This window comes from Larkinella knui, assembly GCF_003858645.1.
GTDB lineage: Bacteria > Bacteroidota > Bacteroidia > Cytophagales > Spirosomataceae > Larkinella > Larkinella knui.
Genome location: NZ_RQJP01000008.1, coordinates 46,934 through 70,100, shown reverse-complemented (window position 1 = coordinate 70,100; position 23,167 = coordinate 46,934). Strand labels below are relative to the sequence as shown.

The following is a 23,167-nucleotide window of genomic DNA, read 5'->3' as shown; positions in this document are numbered from 1 at the left end:
GAAGATACTCAACCATTTAGCGAACGGCAGGGCGCGAATTACTTCCGTTCCGGCACCAGCAACAGCTTGATAAAGTTCTTGCCAAAATACTGATTGGCGGCCTGTTTCGTGCTTTCCGGCGTCACCTGTTTCAGAAACTCTGCTTCGTGCAGGATTTCGTTCGGGTCGTCCTGGTTGAAATACTGGTTGGAAAGATACCCCAGCCAGAAGTTGTTCTGCTTCAACTGAACTTCCGTTTCGCGCCGGGTTTCGGCCTTGAATTTGTCGATATCTTTGGCATCGGCACCGTTCTGCTTCAGCTTTTCAATTTCAGCCAGCGTCCGGGCAATCAGTTTATCGACGTTCTCGGGAGCGCAACTGAACCCAATGCGGAAGGTGTACCGCTGCGCCGGAATTTTGGAGTAGGCCCCGTTGACGCCCACGCCGTACACCCCGCTTTCTTCCTCCCGGAGCGTTTCGGTCAGTTTAATTTCCAGCACTTCGGCCAGCGCGTCGACTTGCGTGGTGTTTTCGGAATTCCAGACAAAATCACCGCTGAAGACCAGCTGAACCGTGCTTCGCGGTTCCAGCCCTTTGGTAACAGACTTCTCGATTTTTCCGGCCGGAATCCGGATGCCCAGGTCGCGGTATTTTTCCTTGCGATTGATAGCCGGTAAGCTTCCCAAATACTTTTCAATCAACGGTTTAATGTCTTTTTCCTTGAAATTTCCGACAAAGAAGAAGGTGAAATCGCTGGCGTCGGCAAAGCGGTCTTTGTAAATGGCCGTGGCCCGATCCACATCAACCCTGTCGAGATTGGCGGGTGTCATCGGCAAACGGCGGTAATTATAATTGCCCAATACCGCCTGAACCGTGTCCTGGAAAACCTTCTGGGGCGTCGGGGTCGCCATCTGATTTTGCAGAAAACTTTTCTGATTGGATAGAAATCCCTTGATCACTTCCGTGTCCTTCCGAGGGGCTGTAAAGTAGGCATACACCAGTTGCAGCGCCGTTTCCAGGTCGTCGGGTGTGGTGCTGCCGCTGATGCCTTCGGTAGTTTCGCCAATGTAAGGCGTTACGTTCACGGTTTTTCCGGTCAGGTACTTACCGAGCTGAATCTGACTATATTCGCCGATTCCGCTCATTTGCGTCAGCGTCGAAGCAAACCGTGCCGATTCAAAATCCTTATTTTCGTAGAGCGAAGTACCGCCCGGACTCGTGGCCGAAAAAATGATCTGATCGTTCTTGAAATCCGTCGGTTTCAACACCACTTTCACGCCGTTGCGGAGCGTCCATTCGGTGACGTTGATGTCGCGAATTTCCTTCTCAGCCGTTACGGGCGCTCCAACGGGTAGCGTCGGCAAAAGCGGTTTGTCCAGCGTTTTGTCGACATAGGCCGTTACGTTTTTACCGGCGTTATCGATCAGCGCCAGAATCTGTTTTTCGGTTGGCAGTTTAGCTTTATCCTTCTCCGGAGCCATGATGACGACGGCCCGGTTTTCGGTCGTAATGAACTGTTTCGCCAGGTTATTGACGTCGCCGACGGTAATCCCGCTGAGGTATTTTTTCAGAAAATCATTGTAAAACGAAATGCTGACCGGGATGTCGCCTTTCAGGAAGTTCTCGACGTATTCACTGACGTAACTCGACGAGCGGGTTTTGTCCCGTTCCCGGTAGATGCGATCGACGGCTTTCTGGTACTGTTTTTTGGCCCGATCCAGTTCCGTTTCCGTAAATCCAAAGCGGTCGACGCGGGCATTTTCGTCCAGAATGGCCGTGACGGCCCGCGGAACATTGCCGTCTTTGGCAATGACGTAGGAGCTGAACGCATCCTGATCGCCCAGAAAACCGCCGTAATTGCTGTATCCGGCCAGAAACGGCGGGTCGGCCTGCTGCGTGAGTTCATTGATCCGGTTTCCGATCATGGAATTGAACAGAACCCGCTTGATGGCTTCCCGGACATCGTACAGGGTTTTCTCCTTGATTTCGGGCCGTTTGTACATAATCTGCACCATCGTATTCGGCTGTTCGGGATCGGTCACGATGGCAATCTTGGTGTCTTTGTGGGGCGGAACCGGGTATTCCAGACGCGGTTTCGGGTTGGTTGCCGCCGGAATGCGCCCGAATTTTTCCTTGATAATACCTTCTACCTGAGCCACATCGAAATCGCCAACGGCCACCACCGCCATCAGATCCGGGCGGTACCAGTCTTTATAAAACCGCTGCAAGGCTTCGGGTTTGAAGGTCTTGATGATGTCGTCTTTGCCAATCGGTAACCGGCTGGCGTAGCGGGAGTTGTTGAGAATCAGCGGAAAATACTTTTCGCGCATCCGCTGACCGGCCCCGCGTCCCGACCGGGCTTCTTCCAGAATGACTCCGCGTTCCTTGTCGATTTCGGCCGGGTCCATCGTCACGTTGTGCGCCCAGTCTTCCAGAATCTGGAACGACCGCTCAAAAATCCGCGCCGAGTCGGTTGGCACGGGCAGTTGGTAAATCGTCTCGTCGAAACCGGTCGACGCGTTCAGGTCGGCTCCGAATCGCACGCCCGACGATTGCAGGAAACTCACCAGTTCATTCTTGGGAAAATTCCTGGTGCCGTTGAACGCCATGTGTTCCATGAAGTGCGCCAGGCCCTGCTGGTCGTCCGTTTCCAGAATCGACCCGGCGTTGATCGCCAGCCGCAGTTCCGCCCGGTTTTTGGGTTCGGCATTTTTGCGGATGTAGTAGGTAATCCCGTTCGGAAGTTTTCCCACTTTGACGTCCGGATCGAACGGAATGGGCTGCTTCAGTTCGGCAGGAATTCCCGCGGCAACGGCGGCTTTTGAGGGAACTGCGGCTTTTTTGGTGCCGGTTTTGACGGGTTGCTGGGCATTCGCACCGCCTACCAACAGAGAAATGGCAAGGCCGGTTGCAAGAATCTTGTTCATCGTATCGATCGTGAAAACACGGCGTGTAGCGTGTCTGCTGTGTTAACTCAAAAGTAGCGGCATTATTTATACTTTAATAATGATTTTTTTCTGGTACATCCAACCTAAAATCCCGAACCAGATCAGCACAAACGTCAGCGCCCCGGCCAGCGACGCGTTGTACGGGCTTTCGAAATACGGCACGAAAAACGTCTGGTACAGCCATTCCTTCGCACCCGTTTCCGACCCGTCAGGTTGTTGAATTTTAATTAGGTTCAGAATGCGCGGAATCAGTCCGGAGAGGAAGAAAACCGTAATGGCATTGACGCCAAAGGCAACGAGCGGTTTGGTCCATCGTTTATACCCCTGCACGTCGATCAGCCAGTAGCACAACGCCAGCCCCTGCAACGCCAGACCGGAGGTCAGCAACACGAACGAACTGGTCCAGAGGGATTTATTGATCGGGAAAAAGCCGTTCCAGACATAGGCACCCAGCAGCGACAGACAACCCGCCACGAACAACCAAACTGCTTTTTCGGCTTCCGGTCGGCCGGACTTGAGGAGTGTTCCGGCCAGAATGCCGGACAAACCGGTTGCAATGGCGGGCAGGGTGCTCAAAATTCCTTCCGGGTCCCAGATTTTCGAGGTTTTCCATAAATGGCCGCCCAGCAAGGTCCGGTCGAGCCAAGCGCCGAGGTTGGTTTCGGGTTCCAGGTTGGCCGGGCCAAAATCCGGTACGGGAACAAACGCCATCAGGAGCCAGTAGCCAACGAGTAAAATCCCGATCAGCCAGCCCTGCGTCCGGGTGTCGGTTTTGACGTAAATGAGCGAACAGGCCAGGTACACCAGCGCAATCCGCTGCAAAACGCCCGGAATCCGGACGGTGGTAAAATCAAATTTCGGGAACAGGTTCAGAAACAAACCCAGACTGAACAGAATCAAACTCCGCTTCACAATTTTCCCGACCAGACCCGGTTTTTCCTTATTCTGCAAGGCGTACGAAATCGAGACGCCGACGATGAACAGGAAAAACGGAAAAATCAGGTCTGTGGGTGTCCAGCCGTGCCAGTGTGCATGACCCAGCGGGGCATAGATGTGGCTCCAGTCGCCGGGGTTATTGACCAGAATCATGGCCGCAACGGTGATGCCCCGGAAAGTGTCGAGGGACAGAAGCCGGGAAGTACCCAAGGACTGGCTGGAGGTTCGGTTTAGTTCGTGAGAACTCTTCGTTTGTTGCATGAGTAGTAGAATTGTAAAGCCCCCGGTTTAAACCGGGGGAAAGCATGAAACGCATCTGAAATATACGAACCGTTTTAACGGTTTCAGCATCCCGCAACCGTTAAAACGGTTTGCTATCAACGGATACCGCCGACCTTCAACCCCGGTTTAAACCGGGGGCTGGCAACAACCGTATGAGCCGTCAACCGACGATTTATAAAAAAATAGGCCCCAACATTTTCTGATGGGGCCTATTTGGAAGGCAAAAATCAAGTCAATAAATCCGGTTAAAAATGCCAGCGCACAAACGCTTCCATGGCTTCGTATTCGGCCAGGCCCAACTGGTTGTAGAGCCCCGCCGTGGCGCGGTTGCGCTCCTCGGCCCGTTGCCAGAACTCCCGCGAGTCGGTGCCCTGATACACCACGCCGTCTTTCTGCGACTGGTGTTTGAAAATACCGAGCCGCTTGCGCATCACCTGGTCGGGCGACATCGGAACCGCCATTTCAATTTCGTGAATGTCCCACTCGGCCCAGGCCCCGCGGTAGAGCCACACCCAGCAATCCTGCATAAACTCCTCGTTCTTCAACCGGCGAACGGCTTCCATGATGGCGTCGAGGCAAACCTTGTGCGTTCCGTGCGGATCGGCCAGATCACCGGCGGCATAAATCTGGTGCGGTTTTACCTGCCTGATGACGTCCATCACCACCTGAATGTCGGCTTCGCCCAAGGCGCTCTTTTCGACTTTGCCGGTTTCGTAGAACGGCATGTTCAGAAAATGAGCATTCTCAACGGGGATTCCAACAAACCGGCAGGTCGATTTGGCCTCGCCTTTCCGGATCAACCCTTTGATATACCGCACTTCCACCGAGTCCATTTCGCTGTCTTTCTTCTCGCGTAACGACTCGGCAGCATCGCGGAAAATCTGCGTGGCTTCGGGGCTGTCGATGCCGAATTTTTCGTTGAAATCCACCACGTAATCCGCAAACCGCAGGGCTTCGTCATCGGCCACAGCAATGTTTCCGGAAGTCTGGTAGCCCACGTGAACTTCGTGGCCCTGATCGACCAGCCGCTGGAACGTGCCGCCCATCGAAATGATGTCGTCGTCGGGATGGGGACTAAAAATCAGGCAGCGTTTGCTGGCGGGAAGGGCGCGTTCGGGGCGCTTGGTATCGTCGGCATTCGGTTTGCCACCCGGCCAGCCCGTAATCGTATGTTGAAGTTGATTGAAAACGTCGATGTTCAGATCGTATGCCTGTCCTACCTGCGCCAGCAAGTCGCTCATCCCGTTGTCGTTATAATCTTTGTTGGTCAGTTTTAAAACCGGTTTTCCCAGTGTCCGCGACAGGTACGTGACGGCTTTCTTGATCATCTGGTTGGTCCATTCCACCGTATCGACCAGCCAGGGCGTTTGCATCCGGGTCAGGTCCGACGCAGCGGCCTGGTCGATCACAAACAGCGCGTTGGGATGCGTTTGCAGGTACGAAGCCGGGATCGATTCCGTCACGGTTCCTTCCAGAGCGGCCCGGATGACCGGCGCTTTGCGTTCACCCCAGGCCAGTAGAACCACCCGTCGGGCGCTCAAAATAGGGGCAACCCCCATCGTAATGGCCTTTTTCGGTGTTTTAGCCAAACTGCCAAAGTCCATGGCCGCAGCCGCCCGCGTCGAATGATCGAGCATCATCAGGCGGGTGTGCGAATTGATCAGCGAACCCGGTTCGTTAAACCCGATGTGACCGTTGCCACCAATCCCCAGCAGTTGAAAATCCAGCCCACCGTACGATTGCATTTTTTCTTCGTAGGCCCGGCTGAACTCGGCGACTTTGTTGACCGGAACCGTTCCGTCGGGAATAAAATAATTACCTTCCGGAATATCGACGTGGTCGAACAGTTGCTCCTTCATGAACCGCACGTAGCTTTGCAGCGAATTTGGCTCCATCGGATAATATTCATCCAGGTTGAACGTCACCACGTTGCGGAAGCTCAGGCCTTCTTCGCGGTGTTGCCGGATCAGCTCGGCATACACCGTTTTGGGCGACGAGCCAGTGGCTAACCCCAAGACACACAGCTTCCCCTGTTGCTGCTTTTCGCGAATGAGATCGGCAATTTCGTGGGCGACGGCGCGGGACGCATCTTTCGCATCGGCGTAGATGTGCGTGGGTATTTTTTCGTACGTGATGGCCGATTGGACCGGCTCACCCGGTTTACGACCCGACGCATTTTCGACAATGGAAGGTTCAGAAATCATAACGGAATGGTAAATTGTGGTTCGTGCGGTGCGGCAAAATTCGTCATATTGATCCGTAACACCAATGAAAATATTTTAAATTTTTTTAAGAATGCCCGAATACCTTCTAAAGTAAGGGATCGGTCCGTATTCTGATTTATATTGGTACTGTTTTTCCGTCAATTCTTACTACTCGTTTCCCGTCCATGTCGTTCTCCCGCCGAAACTTTTTGCAAATCCTCACCGCTGCCGCGGCCACCACGGCTTTTCGTCCACCGGTTACCGCCGTCAAACCGCCCCGGCTCAAACCCGGTGATACCGTTGCGCTGGTGGGTCCGGCGGCCCCGGCTTTTACGCACGAAACCGTTCAGGTCGCCGTGGAATCGTTGCAGGCGCTGGGGTTCAAAACCATTATTGCCAAACACGTTTTCGACCGCTACGGCTACCTCGCCGGAACCGACGCCGACCGGGCGGCCGACCTCAACGCGCTGTTTGCCGACCCCAGCGTAAACGCCATCATGGCCATGCACGGCGGCTGGGGGTGCGCCCGGTTGTTGCCGCTGCTCGACTACAGCGTGATTCGCCGGAATCCGAAAATCCTGGTCGGCTACAGCGACATTACCGCCTTGTTACTGGGGATTTACGCGCAAACCGGACTGGTGACGATGCACGGCCCGGTGGGGTCGGCCACGTTCAATCCGTTCACGGTGAACTATTTCCGTCAGACGCTGATGGACGGCCAGGCGGTTTTGATGGAAAATCCGCACGATAAAGGCGATTTGCTGGCGCAGGTGAAAGACCGGGTGGCTACGCTCCACCCCGGCAAAGCCCGCGGGCGGCTTTTGGGCGGAAATCTGACGGTTTTGAGCCACCTGATGGGGTCCCGATACCTGCCCGACTGGAAAGACAGCATTTTGTTTCTGGAAGACATTGGCGAAGACGTTTACCGGATGGACCGCATGATTACACAACTCAAACTGGCGGGCGTTCTGGATCAGATTGGCGGTTTCGTTTTCGGGAAATGCACCGACTGCGAGCCCGGCAAAGGGTACGGTTCGCTGACGCTGGAAGACGTTTTCCGCGATCATATTATTCCATTGAAAAAACCGGCCTACTCGGGGGCCATGATCGGCCACATTACGCACAAATTCACCGTTCCACTGGGCATCGAAGCCGAACTGGATGCCGACGCCGGAACGATCCAGTTGCTGGAACCGGCGGTGCGCTGACCGATTGTCCACTAACGGTCAAAATTAACGTCCATTTGCGGACACAATTTAAAATTAACTTTTTATAAGTATCTGATAATCTTTGTCTTACTGGTTTGGTACGGCATTTGGGAATTGATCAGGCAGCGTACAGAAATACGGCTTATAACGTCAACGGTTTACTGAAATGTTACAGAACTACCTAAAAATTACGATCCGGACTTTCTGGAAAAACAAGCTCTTCAGTGGTCTCAACGTCGTTGGACTCGGCATTGGGATGGCAGCCGTCTGGTTGATGGGACTGTACGTCGTTGATGAACTAAGCTACGATCGTTTTCATACCAAAGCGGATCGCATTGTCCGGGTGGTGCATTATGCCCAGTGGCCGGGCGGAAACCTCAAACTGGCCCCGACCTCGGCGCCGTATGGACCCGCCCTGAAAAACGAATACCCGGAAGTTGAAAAAACCGTTCGGTTCAACACGGAAGGCGGGGGACTCATCACGTTCAATGATAAAAAAATAGAAGTCGGGAACATTTTTTTCACGGACCCGGCGGTATTTGAGGTTTTTACCTTTCCGCTTCTGTATGGCGATCCGGCTTCGGCGCTGAGTAAACCGCAAAGCATCGTTCTGACGAAGAGTGTGGCCGAAAGTCTGTTCGGGGATGCTCAAAAAGCCGTTGGAAAAGTCGTTAATTTCAGTAACAATTTTCCCAATACCGTTACGGGGGTTATGGACGATGTGCCGGCCAATTCCCATCTGCAATTCAAAGCTTTGCGCTCGCTGCCAACTAATTATACCAGTGGCTGGCAGAATTCTGAACTGTATACCTATCTGCTGCTGACCGAAGGAAGCAATTCCAAAACGCTGGAAGCCAAGCTGCCCGGTTTTTACCAGAAATACCTGAAAAAAGAACTGGGAGATGGTGTGACGTACCGCATGGAACTCCAGCCCCTGACGTCGATTCACCTCCACTCGCAGCTTGACTATGAAATCAGCCCGAATGGCAGCGCGCGCACGGTGTCCATTTTTGCGGTCGTGGCGGCCCTGATTCTGCTGATTGCCTGCATCAATTACGTGAATTTATATACGGCCCGCGCCCTGAAACGGACCCGCGAAGTTGGCGTTCGGAAAGCCATCGGGTCGTTTCGGCAGCAACTCATCGGGCAATTTCTGACCGAGTCGATGCTCATGACGTTCCTGGCGGGTCTGGTCAGTACCGTCGTGGTGGTGGTGGCCTTGCCTTTTTTCAACCAACTGGCCGATAAAGCGCTGTCAATCCCTGATCTATCGACTACGGTCGTGGTGGTTACCCTGCTGTCGCTCGTGCTTGGTGCGGTGAGCGGTCTCTATCCCGCGTTGATGCTGTCGGGTTTCCGGCCGATAGCGGCTTTGCGGGGGCAGTCTGGCGGCCAATCGGGCAGCAGCTTTCTGAAGCAGTCGCTGGTGGTGTTCCAGTTTGTGGCCACGATTGCGCTGATTGCCTGTTCGGGCCTGGTGTACCGGCAAATGGAGTTTGTGATGCACAAGGATTTAGGATTTAACAAAGAACAGGTGCTCACATTTCACATTGACAGCCAGGAAACCCGCCAGCGCATCGAGGCCCTCAAAGAAGCTCTGCTGCGAAGCCCGTTGATTGAGAGCGCGTCGGCCGCCAGCAATCCGATTGGCAACAACAACATCGGCGGTAACGGCATGTTCTTTGAGCAAAACGGCGCGATTTCAGCCAGTACGCAGGTGGTGCAGAAGTTTTCGGTCGATCCCGACTATCTCAAGACCCTGGAGATCAAACTACTGAGCGGACGAAACTTCTCCGAATCGTTCAAAAGCGATTTGGCAGGTGCGGTATTGGTCAATGAGACCCTGGTGAAGCAACTTGGCTGGAAAGAGCCCATCGGCAAGCGAGTGAAATACTACATCGATCAGGAAAAGCACACGGCCGAAGCCCGCGTGGTGGGTGTTGTCCGGGATTTTCATACCTATTCTCTTCAGCATAAAATCGAGCCACTGGTGTTGCAGATGCCTGCCCCGCTGGACAAAGACAATGTATACGTTCGGATTCAGCCCACAAAAGTAACCGAAGCACTGGCCCACATCCGGTCGGTTTATCAAACGTTCGATCCGGCCAATACGCTTGATTTTCATTTTCTGGATGAAAACTTTTCACAGCAATACAAAGCAGAACAGAAGCAGGGTCAGATCCTGCTGACCTTTACGGTTCTGGCGGTATTGATTGCCTGTCTGGGCCTGTTTGGTTTGACGGCCTTTGCCGCCGAGCAACGCACCAAAGAAATCGGCGTTCGGAAAGTACTCGGCGCGTCGGTGGCCAGCATTGTGATGTTGCTATCGAAAGATTTTATGAAACTGGTGTTCATCGCCATCGTCATTGCTTCTCCCATTGCCTGGTATGCGATGAGTCAATGGCTGCAAAACTTTGAATACAAGCTTGATCCGGCCTGGTGGGTATTCGCCCTGGCGGGAATGTTGGCCATTGCCATTGCTTTCCTGACCGTGTGTTTCCAGAGTGTAAAAGCGGCCCTGACCAACCCGGTGGAAAGTCTGCGGAGTGAGTAATAACTTGATAACCTGATTAACGCGGATTTCGGATTTGCCCCGGAGGGGCTCCCTGTTGATAGAAAACCGGTGCCGAACAAGCGATAAGCTCCGGAGGAGCGTCCTGAATAGTCAATCGCTAAAATTCTGGTAACAGAAAGCTCCTCTGGAGCCTCATTAACCATAATTCACGGTAGTTACGACCCGGAAAAGCCCGGGAGCAGTCAAAGCCCGACCGGAAACACGGATCGGGCTTTTTGTGATTGCACACCGATCATTCTCCCATGAGAACGCGGAAAAGTGCGGATTTTTTCTAATTTTTGTAGTAGAATTCAGTACATTACCTTTTTTCAACTCTTTATAAGGAGTCGAAAACCCTGAAACCTGAACCTTTTCGTATGAAACCTCAACTCCTGGTGGTTGGTGGGTTGGCCGTGGTGGTAGCTCTTACCCTTTCTTCGTTCCTCGGAATCTTCGAGGATAAAGTGGATTTTAATACCCAAATCAAGCCCCTTCTCAACAAAAATTGCATTGCCTGCCACGGGGGCGTCAAAAAAGCGTCGAATTATAGCTTGCTGTTTAAGAACGAAGCATTGGCACCGGGGAAATCCGGAAAATTAGCCATTATACCGGGCGACGCCGACAACAGTGAACTGATCCGCCGGTTGACGCTCACCGACCACGACGAACGCATGCCGCTGGAAGCGCCCCCTTTGAAACCGGAAGAAATCGAGACGCTGCGGAAATGGATCGATCAGGGTGCCGAATGGGGTGATCACTGGGCGTATCAATCGGTTGAAAAACCGGAAGTGCCGAAAATCGGAACGTTCTGGTCGCGGTTGGGCGTCGTTGAAAATGACGAATTGAACTGGGCGAAAAACGAAATCGACCATTTTATTCTCGATAAACTCAAAACAGAAAACCTGAAACCATCGCCCGAAGCGGACAAAGCGACGCTGATTCGCCGGGTTTCGCTCGATCTGACGGGTTTGCCGCCGACGGAAAAAGAAGTGGCGGATTTTGTGGCCGACACCTCGCCCAATGCCTACGAAAAGGTGGTGGACCGGCTGCTGGCGTCTCCGGCCTACGGTGAACGCTGGACGGGCATGTGGCTCGATCTGGCCCGGTATGCCGATACGAAAGGCTACGAACGCGACCCGGGCCGGACCATCTGGCGGTATCGCGACTGGCTCATCGAAGCCTTTAACCAGGACAAATCGTTCGACCAGTTCACGGTGGAACAACTGGCGGGCGATTTGCTGCCGAACCCGACGGATGACCAACTGGTTGCGACCGGTTTTCACCGCAACACGATGACCAACGACGAAGGCGGTACGCAGGATGAAGAGTTTCGCGTGGCGGCCGTCATGGACCGGGTCAATACGACCTGGGACGTCTGGCAGGGAACCACCTTCGGCTGCGTGCAATGCCATACGCATCCGTATGACCCGTTTGTCAACGAAGAATATTACAAATACATGGCGTTCTTCAACAACTCCCGCGACGAGGACGTAACGACCGAAACGCCGACCTTGCGGTTTTATCAGAAAGAAGATTCGCTGAAGGTTCAGGAATTACATACCTGGTTGAAAGGCCACCTCAAACAACCCCGGCAGGTTCAGGACGTGATGAAATTTGTCCGGATTACCGAACCCAAGATCAACTCCCACGACTTCGACAAATACGTGAAGGCGTCGCTGCTGGATGCCAAGTATTTCGTGATGCAGGACGGCGGCTCCGGCCGGATCAAAAACGTTGACCTGACGGGTAAAAACCGGTTGATCATGGCCTGGGGAACGAAGGGTAAAAATGCCATTCTGACGCTGCGCCGGGATAGTCTGACCGGCCCGGTTCTGCTGACAGCTCCCACACCGGCCAGCCGGGATAGCACCATGATTTTCCCGTTGCCCAACATAGCGGGCCACCATGATCTGTATGTGACGGCGACCAGTCCGGAGACACCCAAAGAGTGGATTCAAATCAAGTGGGTATCTTTCCAGGCGGCCCTGCCGGGGCAACCCGCAACGGCCTTGGGTGAAATGGATTTGAAGCTGGCCCAAATTCTGAATACCCGGCCCGAATCGACGCCCATTATGTTTGAAGGAACCGGCGATCTGGCCCGCAAAACGTACGTTTTTCAGCGCGGGAACTGGCTGGTGAAAGGTAAGGAAGTGAAGCCCGATGTGCCGAAATCCTTGCCGCCGATGGCGAAGGAATTGCCCAAAAACCGCCTGGGCCTGGCGAAATGGATGGTGAGTCGCGAACATCCGCTCACGGCGCGGGTGGCCGTCAACCGGTTTTGGGAGCAGTTGTTCGGAACCGGTATTGTGGAAACCGTCGAGGATGTCGGCACGCAGGGCATTCAGCCCACGCACCGTGAACTGTTGGATTGGCTGGCCGTCGATTTTATGGAAACCGACCGCTGGAGTGTCAAAAAATTACTGAAGAAAATCGTGGTTTCGGCCACCTACCGCCAACGTTCCGACGTGTCACCGGCGCTGCTGGCCAAAGATCCCTACAACAAACTGCTGGCCCGCGGGCCACGGGTCCGGCTGGGAGCCGAGCAGGTGCGGGATCAGGCGCTGGCGGTTACGGGCCTGTTGAGCAACAAGTTATACGGCCCCAGCGTGATGCCGCCCCAGCCCGATGGCATCTGGCAATCGCCCTACAGTGGCGAGTCCTGGAAGTTGAGTCAGGGTGAAGACCGGTATCGACGGGCGTTGTACACCTACTGGAAACGGACGGCCCCGTATCCGTCGATGATTACCTTCGACAGCCCGAGCCGGGAGTTCTGCCAGCTCCGCCGACTCCGCACCAACACGCCTTTGCAGGCCCTGGTGACGCTCAACGATCCGGTCTATGTGGAAGCCGCTCAACGGTTGGCCGAGACGATGATCTTGCAGGGAAAAACACCGGAACAGCAAATCCAGGCCGGTTTCCGGCTGATTATGCTCCGGAATCTGACGCCGAAAAAGCTGGCGATTCTGACTAAACTTTACCGAAATACCGAAACGTATTATCGCCAGCATCCGGAAGATGCCCATCAATTAGTGTCCTGTCAGGAAGCGACGCCCCAACTGGCGGCCCTGACCGTGACGGCCAATACGATGCTGAACCTGGATGAAGTGATTACGAAAGAATAAAATCCGATGAACAAACTCCTTAAAGAACTCCAGGAAGCAGCTTTGCAGCGCGAAACCCGGCGGCATTTTTTGCACACCTGCACGACCGGACTGGGCGCTATGGCGCTGGGTTCAACCCTGACCAGTTGCGGTTTTTTCGGTAAAAACGACGATAAAACGGCGCTCAACAACGCACCAGCCTCCCCGGGCGAGCCCATGACCCCGCGCCCGTCGCAATTTTCGCCGAAAGCGAAGCGGGTGATCTACATCCACATGGCGGGTTCGCCGTCGCAGCTGGAGCTGTTCGATTACAAGCCGGAACTGGTCAAATACAACGGCAAAGATTGTCCGCAGGAGTTGCTGGAGGGGAAGAAATTTGCCTTCATCCGCGGTGTGCCGAAGATGCTCGGGCCGCAGGGCAAGTTTGCGCAATACGGTCAGTCGGGGGCCTGGCTGTCGGATTACCTGCCGCACCTGCAAACCGTGGCCGACGAGATCACGTTCATCAAATCGATGCACACCGACCAGTTCAACCACGCCCCCGCGCAGTTGCTGATGCACACCGGCGCGGCCCGGCTGGGACGGCCCAGCATTGGTTCGTGGGTAACCTACGGTCTGGGGTCGGAAAATGATAATCTGCCCGGTTTTATCGTGCTGGCGTCGGGCGGAAAGCAGCCAGATGCGGGCAAGTCGGTTTGGGGGAGCGGTTTTTTGCCTTCGGTGTATCAGGGCGTTCAGTGCCGCACCGACGGCGACCCGGTTCTGTACGTTTCCAATCCGCAGGGCATGAACCGCGATATCCGGAAACAAACCATCGATGCGATCAACGAAGTCAATCAGCAGCAGTATGACGACGTGAAAGATCCGGAAATTCTGACCCGCATTTCGCAGTATGAGATGGCGTTCAAAATGCAGATGTCGGTGCCCGATGCGATGGATATTAAAAGCGAACCCGACTACATTCTGAATGCCTACGGCGTTGATCCGAACGTTGGTTCATTTGCCCGCAATTGCCTCTTGTCAAGGCGGTTGATTGAACGGGGTGTGCGGTTTGTCCAGCTGTTCGACTGGGGGTGGGACACGCACGGAACCAGCAAGGACGGGTCGATTGAAACCGGATTGCGGGATAAATGCAAACAGTCGGATCAGGCCGTTACGGCTTTGCTGAACGATCTGAAACAGCGCGGACTGCTCGACGAAACGCTCGTGGTGTGGGGTGGCGAATTTGGTCGGACGCCGATGCAGGAAAACCGCGACGGCCAGGAGATGCCGTTCATGGGTCGCGACCACCATCTGGATGCGTTCACGGTCTGGATGGCGGGTGGTGGCGTCAAACGCGGTTTTAGCTACGGCGAAACCGACCCGATTGGTTATTACGCGGTGAAGGATAAAGTCCACGTTCACGACCTGCAGGCCACAATTCTACACCTGCTCGGCTTCGACCATTCCAAGCTGACCTACCAGTTTCAGGGGCGCCCCTTCCGGTTGACAGACGTAGCCGGAAAAGTGATAAAACCGGTTTTAGCGTAACGAATAAGAATATAATATAGGAACGCGGATTTAACGGATGGAACGGATTTACACGGATTAATAGCCGTTTTGATCAGTCCAATCCGTTGAATCCGCGTTCCTATTTCTATGCTTCTGGATTCCCTGTTGAAAAAATTAAATTATTTATAGAGTTTAGATAGACACAAAGCCAAAACACGGTATCATTGTGTCGAAAATACATATTAAAAGGAGGTCCGATTGTTCGACCAGCCGGCCAATCCGTTTCACTCAATTGTATATTTTACCAGAATCACCATGAATCGCAGAAATTTTCTTGGAACCTCATTAGGACTTAGCGCCTTGTCGGTGCTGGGCTTAAACGCTTGCGCGGCCAAAGCGAAAAACGTTGGCTTGCAATTGTATACGCTCCGGGACGACATTCAGAAACAGGGCATTGAAACCATCCTGGAGCAGGTGGCCAAGTTGGGATATAAAGAAGTGGAAAATTTTGGGTACGGTGGTGGAAAATTCTTTGGAAAAACGCCAGCCGAATACCTTAAAATACTGAAAGATAATGGGTTGTCGGCCCCCAGTGGACACACGCTGACCGCCCGTTCAACCCAAATGGGCCCGATGGACGGCCTGACTAAAAACTGGCAGCAGGTGGTGGATGATGCCAAGGCTGTTGGTCAGGAATACCTCATCATTGCGTATCTGGCCCCCGACGAGCGCAAATCGGATGATTACAAACAACTGATCGATCTGCTGGGAAAAGGCCAGGAAACGGCGAAAAAAGCCGGACTCACGCTGGGCTATCACAACCACGATTTCGAATTTAACGAACGCGTAGACGGTCAGATGCCGTATGAGCTGATTCTGAAAAATACGACGGTGCAGATGGAAATGGATTTGTACTGGATTTCCAAAACCGGGCAGAAGCCGACGGATTATTTCGCCAAGTATCCCGGTCGTTTTCCGCTCTGGCACGTGAAGGACATGGCCAAAACGCCGGAGCAGGAATTTGCCGAAGTGGGCACGGGTTCCATTGACTTTGCGGCCATTTTTGCAAAAGCCGGCGAAGCCGGGATGAAGCATTATTTTGTCGAACAGGACGTTTGCAAGCGCCCACCGCTGGAAAGCATCAAGATCAGCATCGACAATATCCAGAAAGCAAACTGGGGTTAAGAAGCAGTCTGCGGTTTTTCGGTTGCCTGGCGACCGAAAAACCGCGACCCAATGAAAGGTACCAACCAAAACCGTTCCATGATTCGTCATACCGTTGCCTTCAAACTCAATCATCCCGCCGGTTCGGAGGCAGAACAAAACTTTCTGGACGAAGCCCGGAAACTGGCCGCCATTCCCGGCGTACAGAATTTCGAATGTTTGAAACAAATCAGCCCGAAAAATCCGTATGACTTTGGCTTGTCGATGGAGTTTGCCAGTCAGGAACGGTACGATCAGTATACGAACCATCCCGACCACGTTCAGTTCGTCCGGCAAGTCTGGAAGACTAACGTAGCCGAATTTCTGGAGATCGATTATACGCCCTATGCGGAATAATCATCAAAAACAAGTCTGCTAAGGCCACAGTGTCTGTTGCGATCAGGGCCCTGTGCAGTAGGCCATTTGCGATGGAATACCCACGCTTCAGGAAGGGTTTACTAAAAAAAAGCCCGAATTGAGGTCCGGGCTGTTCGAATAGAGATGGTAAGTAGAACCGAATGGCTTGGGTATCCGGCGCGTCCCCATCCTTCGACGGGCTGGGTTCGCAACGCTAAAAGCTGCGGTGAATTAATTCCTACTGACCCGGGTTAAAATTCGGCCAAAGCGACCGGATTGAGCGGCAAATAGACGTGGAAACTGGCCCCCTGATCGGGCTCGCTCGTGGCGATGATGGCTCCGCCGTGATTCTCGGCTACTTTTTGGCAAATTGCCAGGCCAATGCCCGTGCCTTCAAACTTACTGCGGGGGTGCAATCGCTGAAACATTTCGAAGATGCGATCGGCGTTTTTAGGCTCGAAACCAATCCCGTTATCGGACACACTGATTTGACAATACCGGGTCTTCCGGAGTTTCGTTTTTACCGATTCGGGTAATTCATGGGCTTCGATTACCAGACAGGTAATTGCAATAACGGGCGGAATGGTCGGGCGACGGAATTTAAGCGCATTGCTGAGCAGATTTTGAAACAATTGCCCTAATTCCAGTTCGTCGCCGGTAATCACGGGCAGGGTTTCGACATCAATAGTCGCGCTGGTTTCCTGAATGATCAGATCCAGATCTCCGATCACCCCGCTGATTACGTTGGAAAGCGAAACCGATTTTTCCTGCCGCGGTTGCGTCGTGATACGCGAAAAAGCCAGCAGGTCGTGGACGAGGGTTGCCATGCGCCGGGTAGCGATCTTCATGCGCTGAAGGATATCGAGCGCTTCCGGTTTTAAATCCGTTTGGTAGTCATTGGTCAAGATATCACTGAAAGCCTGTAGTTTCCGCAAGGGTTCCTGTAAATCGTGGCTGGCAATGTAGGCAAACGATTGCAGGCTTTGATTGGAACGCTCCAGTGCTTCATTCTTCTGCTGCAGTTCACTTTCAATTTTCTTCTGTTCGGTAATGTTCATAAACGTAACCACGACCCCATCGCCCTGCTTGACTGCCGACACTTCAAACCAGCCTTCGAGACCCACATCATCCCGGTAATACCGGGTGCTGCGCTCCGGTTGACCGGTTTCCGTAACGCGGACGTAGAGGGCAAAAAAGCCGTTTTCAACATTTCCCGGAAAGACTTTCAACAGCGGCTGGCCTTCCACCTGATCGGGTGTTCGTTTCGTACTCTGCATCACTGCCTGATTGGACATTACCATCAGAAAATCAACGATTTGGCCTTGCTCGTTTCGGATGGCCGTCATGTAAAAAATACTGCTGATGGAAGCATCCAGGGTGGTTCGCAACTGCAGGGCCTGGGCCTCGAAGGTGAGCTGGCTCCGTTTGAATGCGGTAATGTCGTTGTAGGTTAAAACGAGCGCATTGCCATATTTGCTGACCCGCAGATCGAACCAGGCGTTGATGCCATCGGTATAACACGCTATTTCGGGTAAGTGAAGATCCTGACCGGTTTCCAGCACCTGACGGTATACGTTCCAGTAACTGATGCTTTCAGCCTCAACAAAATGAGCCAGGTAAGGATGACCGGTGAGTTGCTCCGGAGTTTTCCCCAGAATGGCGGCCCCCACCCGATTGATAAAGACAAACCGGAAGTCGAGAAATTCGCCGGCATCATCCCGAATGGCTTCAAATACGATAACACCCGTCTGGCTATTCGCAACGATCTGATAAAAAAGAGGGGAAGTTTCACCGTAACTCGTATAAGAAACGATCATATTATCAAGAGGCTGATTTTCGGTGCTACAACTCCCGTACTAACCTTTTTGTTAGCAATGGAGGGCGGATAATATTTTCCACCCATTCCCGGCGTTGGCAGTGCACGTTTTTAAGCCTTCGTTCACCGAAAAAACGGCTGACTTTGGGCCGTTCAGTTCGGTGAAGAGTTGTGATTCCGTGGCCCGGATAAAAGCACAAACGCCGGGCCTGTCCAACGCCCGAGATCGCGAAGAATCTGAAACACGGTTCGGTCGATTTCCGGAAACAGTCAGGCCGGGCACGAACGGTCTTCTACGTTCGTGCCCGGCCTGTTCAGTTACCAAAAGCGGTTTTTCGGAAAATAGAGTTCGGACTGTTTAGTAACCGGGATTTTGCGGAAAAGCCGTCAGATCGTTGTGGACGTCGATTTCGCGCTGGGGAATTGGGTAGAGCAGCCGATTGGCGGTCAGAACCGGCGTCGTTAACCCGTATTCAGTCGCCAGATGCGTTTGCAGGATCGACAACGCCTTTGGATTCCGGACCAGATCGAACCAGCGGTCGTTTTCAAACGCCAGTTCCACGCGCCGTTCCTTGAAAATCGCATCCCGCACCGCACCCTGATCCGGTAAATCCGCAGCGGTTTTGGCCGTCAATCCGGCCCGAATCCGGACTTTATTTAAATAGCCAAGCGCACTGCCCTCCGCCGTTGCGGCCGAATAACTCTGCTCGTTGAGTGCTTCGGCCAGTAGCAGCAGCACATCGGCATACCGCAAAACCGGGAAGCTGTTGCCTTCATCGCCGGTGGTTGCGGGCAGATCGAAGTATTTTTTGACGTAATTCCCCTTGACAACGGTCGTGGCCGTCCGGTTATACAGCGTGTCCATCGAGGCCGCAAACCGCTTGTCACCCGGTTCGTAGGCCTTCGCGATGCTGGCGGTCGGGCGGTTATTGCCCGCTCCGGAATAGGATGTGCCATTCACAAAAATGAGCGGCATCATGTCGTTGAAATACAGGTTTCCTTCCGACGGGCTTTGGCCTTTCCGGAAGCGAACGGCAAAAATCGTTTCCGCCGTAATTGGATTTTCGGCTTTGAACAAATCGGCATAATTAGGAAGCAGCGAATACGTGGGCAGCACGGTTTTCAATACCGTTACGGCATCGGCCCATTTTTTCTCCGTCACATACACCTTCCCCAGCAACGCATTGGCACTCCCGCTGGTGGCCCGGCCCAGATCCGTGGCTGCCGTGTAAGAAGCCGGCAATAAACCAGCCGCCGTTTTGAGGTCGGTTTCAATTTGGGTGTAAATCTCGGTTACCTCATTCCGTTTGTCATTCAGCGTTTCGTTGGGCGTTTCCGTTTTGATCACCAGCGGCACTTTTCCGTATAACCGCACGAGGTTGAAATAGGCCAGCGATCTCAGAAACAGGGCTTCGCCTTTAAATTGTTTCTTCGCCGTTTCGTCGATGGTGGCCCCGTCAATCCGATCCAGCACCGCATTGGCGCGGGCAATGATGACGTAGGAACCGGCGTAGGCATCGAGCACAAACGGATTGCTCGTAATTTCCGTAAACAGATCCACCTGCGAAGCCACCCCGGCATTCGCGCCCCGGTCGCCAATATCGGTGTTGTCGCTGCGAACTTCCATCAGGTAATAATAGGCTTTTCCGTACGTCTGCTGGCTTTGCAAACCGTCGTAAATGGCATTGACACCTTGCTGAAAATCAGAGGCCGACTTGAAAAAAGTGGCGCTGGTCTGGTTGGAAATGGACGCCAGGTTAATGAAATCGTCTTTGCAGGAACCCAGCATTCCGGCGGTTCCGATCAGCAATAGCAGGCGAATGAGTTGGGTATAGTTCATGATCGGTTTCGTTAGAATGATAGATTCAGGCCCAGCGTATAGGTTCGCGACAGCGGGTAGGTTCCGTAATCTTCGCCCTGCGACAGCGGACTTTCCGGGCGGGCGTTCACTTCCGGATTGTAACCGGTGTATTTGGTCCAGGTGTGCAGATTCTGGGCGGTGAAATAAAGCCGCGCCGTGCTGATCTTGTTGGCGAACCATTTCCGGTTGAGGTTGTAGCCCAGCGTTACATTCCGCAGCCGGACGTACGAGCCGTCTTCAACGTGGAACGAACTGATCTGGCCGCTGTTGGCGTTGGTCACCCGGTTGGCCCGCGTCGTGTTGCCGTCGCCCGGATCGGTCGGCGATTTCCAGTAGTTCTGCGCTTCGACCATCTGGTTGGCGTTGCCTTCCAGGTTGTAGATATACCGCCGTTGCAGGTTCAGGATTTTGCTGCCCTGAACGGCTTGCAGCGATACCGACAGATCGAAGCCTTTGTAGCGGAAGTCGTTGGTCAGGCCCCAGATAAATTTGGGAAAATAACTGCCGATGATGGTCCGGTCGTTGGCGTCGATTTTGCCGTCGCCGTTCACGTCGATGAACTTCCGGTCACCCGGTTTGGCCGTCGCGTAGTGCGGATAGGCGTCGATTTCGGCCTGACTTTTAAATACCCCGCCGTTGACGTAGCCGTAATAATTGCCGATCGGTGAGCCGATTTGCGTAATGAAAATACTCGCCACCCCGCCGTCGGAGATGATCGGTGCCCCGTTCGGGCCGAGTTGCAGAACTTTGTTGCGGTTGGCCGAAATGTTGAAATTCGTGTTCCACTTCAACGCACCTTCCAGGTTGTGGGTGGTCAGACCCAGTTCAATACCGGTATTCTGAACGCTGCCCACATTGCGCAAAGCCGTTGCAAAACCGGAACTCAGTGGTACGTTGACCGACAGCAGCAGGTCTTTGGTGACGCTTTTGTAGAAATCCGCCGACAGGTAAATTCGGCCCCGGAACAGCCCTAAATCGAGTCCGGCGTTGAATTGGGAGGTTTTTTCCCAGGTCAGATCCGGATTGGCGGGCTGCGACAAGCCAACGCCGTTGTTGGTGGTTCCCGTACCGGCACCCAGCACGTAATTATTGGCGCTCAGCAGGTCGAGCGAGCCGTAGTTGGCAATCTGGAAATTGCCCGTCAACCCGTAGCTGGCCCGCAGTTTCAGCTCGGTAATGACCGGAACGTTGAAGAATTTCTCCCCGCTGATCAGCCAGGCCCCCGAAACCGACGGAAAATAGCCCCATTTGTTGTTAGCCCCAAACCGCGACGACCCATCCCGGCGCAGGCTGGCCGACAGAAAATACCGGTCCGAAAAATTGTAGTTGATACGCCCGACATACGACAGCAGCGACCATTCGGACGCCGAAGAGGTTCCGCTGGTGATGGTCGCGGCATTGATCGTCTGAACCGCATCGTTGGGAAAACCCGTGCCGTCGACCTGGCTGGCGTCCGTCCGGTTTTTCTGGGAGGTATACCCCAGCAGAAGGTTGAATTTGTGAGCGTCGTTGAGGGTGAAATTATACGTCAGCGTATTCTCCCACAGCCAGTTCCGGGCGCTGGCGTTCTGCGCCGAGCCTTTGGGAATGGTGGGGGCGTTTTGCTGAATCGGGCGGTAGGCGCCGAGCGTGGACGGGCGGTAGTAATTTCGGCCGAAATAATTGAGATCCGTTCCGAAATAGGTCTTGAGCGTCAGCCCGTTGCTAATTTCGTATTCTCCGAAAATATTCCCCAGCAGCCGCACGTGGTTGAGTTTGTCCTTGATCTGCGTAGCCAGCGCAACCGGGTTTTCACCACCGGAAAAACCGTAGGCAATGGCATTTTGCTTGTTGATGGCAACCGATCCGTCGGGATTATACACCGGGAAAATGGGCGCGGCTTTCAGCGCATTGTCGATAATGCCGTCGTAGATAAACGGCCCTTCGGTGTTCACCAGGTCGTAATGATCGACCGTCGGGTTGAAACCCAGGCCCACTTTTAGTTTGGGCGTCAAATTGGCCGTCAGGTTGGTGCGGACGCCGTAGCGTTGATAACCGGACGCGATGACAATGCCCTTCTGATCAAAATAATTACCCGAAATGTAATACTGAACTTTGTCACTGCCGCCCGTCGCCGACAGCGTGTGGTTCTGGATGGCCGCGTTCCGAAAAATGGCGTCCTGCCAGTTGGTGTTGGTCAAACCGGGTGTTTTAGACAAATAGGGGAGGATTTCTGGCGGAATCTGGTACGTACTGTTGTTCCGGACGGCATTGTCATCGTTGATGCTGGCTTTGGGAAACGCATCCAGATAGGCGTTGTTTTTGCCATCCAGAACGAGTTGCGACCACTGGTAGGCATCCATCAGTTTGATCTGGTGACTCGCCTGCTGCACCCCGCCGTACGAACTGTAACTGAACGACGGTTTTCCGTCCTTTTTGCCCCGTTTGGTAGTCACCAGAATAACACCGTTGGAGGCTCGGGAGCCGTAAATCGACGCCGAAGACGCATCTTTCAAAACCTCGATCGACTCGATGTCGTCGGGGTTGAGCGTGCTCATCGGGTTCGGCGATTTCTGGAAAGACGAGATCCCGGAAATATTGATCAGATCCGTGCTGCCCTGGAGGTTTTTCAGGTCGTTGGAGATCGGAAAACCGTCGATCACGTACAACGGATCGGTGCCCGCGGAAATGGAATTGAGTCCCCGAATCCGGATGCTCATGCTGCCGCCGGGCGCACCGGAATTTTGCAACACCTGCACGCCCGCCAGTTTCCCGGCAATGGCCTGTTCGAGGTTGGCAACGGGCTGGTCTTTCAGTTCGGCGGCTCGCACGGAGGCAATGGCGCCGGTAATTTCGCGTCTCCGCTGGCTGCCGTAGCCGATAACGACGACCTGTTCCAGAACAGAGGCCGATTCTTTGAGCCGGATGAGGAGTGGCGTGGTCGTGCCGGGCCTGACATCCGCCAATCGCTGGGTTTCGTAGCCGATAAAGGAAATGACCAGGTTATACGACTCGCCAAAAATTAAGTTGTTGATTTTGAACACGCCATCGGCATCACTCAGCGCGCCCGCGGTCAAACTGGTCTGATTGCTTTTGGCAACAACCGAAGCGCCCGGAATAACATCGCCTTTTTCGTCCCGGATGACGCCCGAGAGGGTGCGGGTTTGGGCCTGAACCAGTAGCGGCAGTAGCCAGGCTACCAAAAACCAGAACTGCCTGGGGAATACACGTCGTTTCATAAGTAACAG

General features: G+C 53.8%; 12 protein-coding genes. 6 read left to right on the top strand and 6 right to left on the bottom strand.

Features of this window, described 5'->3' with window-relative positions:
* Positions 1–38: 38 nt before the first annotated feature.
* From EHT87_RS30560 to nagB, 3 genes are all read right to left on the bottom strand, one after another.
* A complete protein-coding gene (locus tag EHT87_RS30560; RefSeq protein WP_124910606.1) occupies positions 39–2,906 on the bottom strand; it encodes a M16 family metallopeptidase in 2,868 nt (955 codons plus the stop codon).
* Positions 2,907–2,972: 66 nt separating this feature from the next.
* Positions 2,973–4,124 carry an acyltransferase family protein gene (locus tag EHT87_RS30555; RefSeq protein ID WP_124910605.1) on the bottom strand — a complete coding sequence of 384 codons (1,152 nt, stop codon included), beginning with the start codon at positions 4,122–4,124 and terminating at the stop codon, positions 2,973–2,975.
* A gap of 266 nt (positions 4,125–4,390) precedes the next feature.
* Positions 4,391–6,349 (bottom strand): glucosamine-6-phosphate deaminase, encoded by a 1,959-nt coding sequence (gene nagB / locus EHT87_RS30550; protein WP_124910604.1) that lies wholly within the window; start codon positions 6,347–6,349, stop codon positions 4,391–4,393.
* Positions 6,350–6,534: 185 nt separating this feature from the next.
* Between nagB and EHT87_RS30545 the strand changes: the two genes are divergently transcribed.
* The 6 genes from EHT87_RS30545 (at position 6,535) to EHT87_RS30520 (ending at position 16,263) form a co-directional block, all read left to right on the top strand.
* The gene (locus EHT87_RS30545; protein WP_124910603.1) at positions 6,535–7,557 is read left to right on the top strand and encodes a S66 peptidase family protein; all 1,023 of its coding nucleotides are present in this window, start codon (positions 6,535–6,537) and stop codon (positions 7,555–7,557) included.
* Between the two features lie 166 nt (positions 7,558–7,723).
* Positions 7,724–10,111, top strand: coding sequence for an ABC transporter permease (locus tag EHT87_RS30540; protein WP_124910602.1), 2,388 nt, complete (start codon positions 7,724–7,726; stop codon positions 10,109–10,111).
* A gap of 377 nt (positions 10,112–10,488) precedes the next feature.
* Complete coding sequence (locus EHT87_RS30535) at positions 10,489–13,233, top strand: DUF1553 domain-containing protein (protein WP_124910601.1); 2,745 nt, start codon at positions 10,489–10,491, stop codon at positions 13,231–13,233.
* A 6-nt stretch (positions 13,234–13,239) separates the two neighbouring features.
* Complete coding sequence (locus EHT87_RS30530; protein WP_124910600.1) at positions 13,240–14,742, top strand: DUF1501 domain-containing protein; 1,503 nt, start codon at positions 13,240–13,242, stop codon at positions 14,740–14,742.
* A gap of 276 nt (positions 14,743–15,018) precedes the next feature.
* On the top strand, positions 15,019–15,888 hold the full coding sequence (locus EHT87_RS30525) for a sugar phosphate isomerase/epimerase family protein (RefSeq protein ID WP_124910599.1): 870 nt from the start codon (positions 15,019–15,021) through the stop codon (positions 15,886–15,888).
* A gap of 51 nt (positions 15,889–15,939) precedes the next feature.
* The gene (locus tag EHT87_RS30520) at positions 15,940–16,263 is read left to right on the top strand and encodes a Dabb family protein (protein WP_229321496.1); all 324 of its coding nucleotides are present in this window, start codon (positions 15,940–15,942) and stop codon (positions 16,261–16,263) included.
* A gap of 251 nt (positions 16,264–16,514) precedes the next feature.
* On the opposite strand, the gene EHT87_RS30515 is transcribed toward EHT87_RS30520, so the two are convergent.
* The 3 genes from EHT87_RS30515 to EHT87_RS30505 form a co-directional block, all read right to left on the bottom strand.
* Positions 16,515–18,080 (bottom strand): sensor histidine kinase, encoded by a 1,566-nt coding sequence (locus tag EHT87_RS30515; RefSeq protein ID WP_124910598.1) that lies wholly within the window; start codon positions 18,078–18,080, stop codon positions 16,515–16,517.
* 357 nt (positions 18,081–18,437) lie between these two features.
* Positions 18,438–19,919 (bottom strand): RagB/SusD family nutrient uptake outer membrane protein, encoded by a 1,482-nt coding sequence (locus EHT87_RS30510; RefSeq protein WP_124910597.1) that lies wholly within the window; start codon positions 19,917–19,919, stop codon positions 18,438–18,440.
* 11 nt (positions 19,920–19,930) lie between these two features.
* Positions 19,931–23,158: a SusC/RagA family TonB-linked outer membrane protein gene (locus EHT87_RS30505; protein WP_124910596.1), complete on the bottom strand. Its 3,228-nt coding sequence runs from the start codon at positions 23,156–23,158 to the stop codon at positions 19,931–19,933.
* Positions 23,159–23,167: the final 9 nt, after the last annotated feature.

What these genes read in the sequence shown, in the direction of transcription:
- EHT87_RS30560 (WP_124910606.1), bottom strand. Translation starts at nt 2,906, where the DNA reads ATGAACAAGATTCTTGCAACCGGCCTTGCCATTTCTCTGTTGGTAGGC.
- EHT87_RS30555 (WP_124910605.1), bottom strand. Translation starts at nt 4,124, where the DNA reads ATGCAACAAACGAAGAGTTCTCACGAACTAAACCGAACCTCCAGCCAG.
- nagB (WP_124910604.1), bottom strand. Translation starts at nt 6,349, where the DNA reads ATGATTTCTGAACCTTCCATTGTCGAAAATGCGTCGGGTCGTAAACCG.
- EHT87_RS30545 (WP_124910603.1), top strand. Translation starts at nt 6,535, where the DNA reads ATGTCGTTCTCCCGCCGAAACTTTTTGCAAATCCTCACCGCTGCCGCG.
- EHT87_RS30540 (WP_124910602.1), top strand. Translation starts at nt 7,724, where the DNA reads ATGTTACAGAACTACCTAAAAATTACGATCCGGACTTTCTGGAAAAAC.
- EHT87_RS30535 (WP_124910601.1), top strand. Translation starts at nt 10,489, where the DNA reads ATGAAACCTCAACTCCTGGTGGTTGGTGGGTTGGCCGTGGTGGTAGCT.
- EHT87_RS30530 (WP_124910600.1), top strand. Translation starts at nt 13,240, where the DNA reads ATGAACAAACTCCTTAAAGAACTCCAGGAAGCAGCTTTGCAGCGCGAA.
- EHT87_RS30525 (WP_124910599.1), top strand. Translation starts at nt 15,019, where the DNA reads ATGAATCGCAGAAATTTTCTTGGAACCTCATTAGGACTTAGCGCCTTG.
- EHT87_RS30520 (WP_229321496.1), top strand. Translation starts at nt 15,940, where the DNA reads ATGAAAGGTACCAACCAAAACCGTTCCATGATTCGTCATACCGTTGCC.
- EHT87_RS30515 (WP_124910598.1), bottom strand. Translation starts at nt 18,080, where the DNA reads ATGATCGTTTCTTATACGAGTTACGGTGAAACTTCCCCTCTTTTTTAT.
- EHT87_RS30510 (WP_124910597.1), bottom strand. Translation starts at nt 19,919, where the DNA reads ATGAACTATACCCAACTCATTCGCCTGCTATTGCTGATCGGAACCGCC.
- EHT87_RS30505 (WP_124910596.1), bottom strand. Translation starts at nt 23,158, where the DNA reads ATGAAACGACGTGTATTCCCCAGGCAGTTCTGGTTTTTGGTAGCCTGG.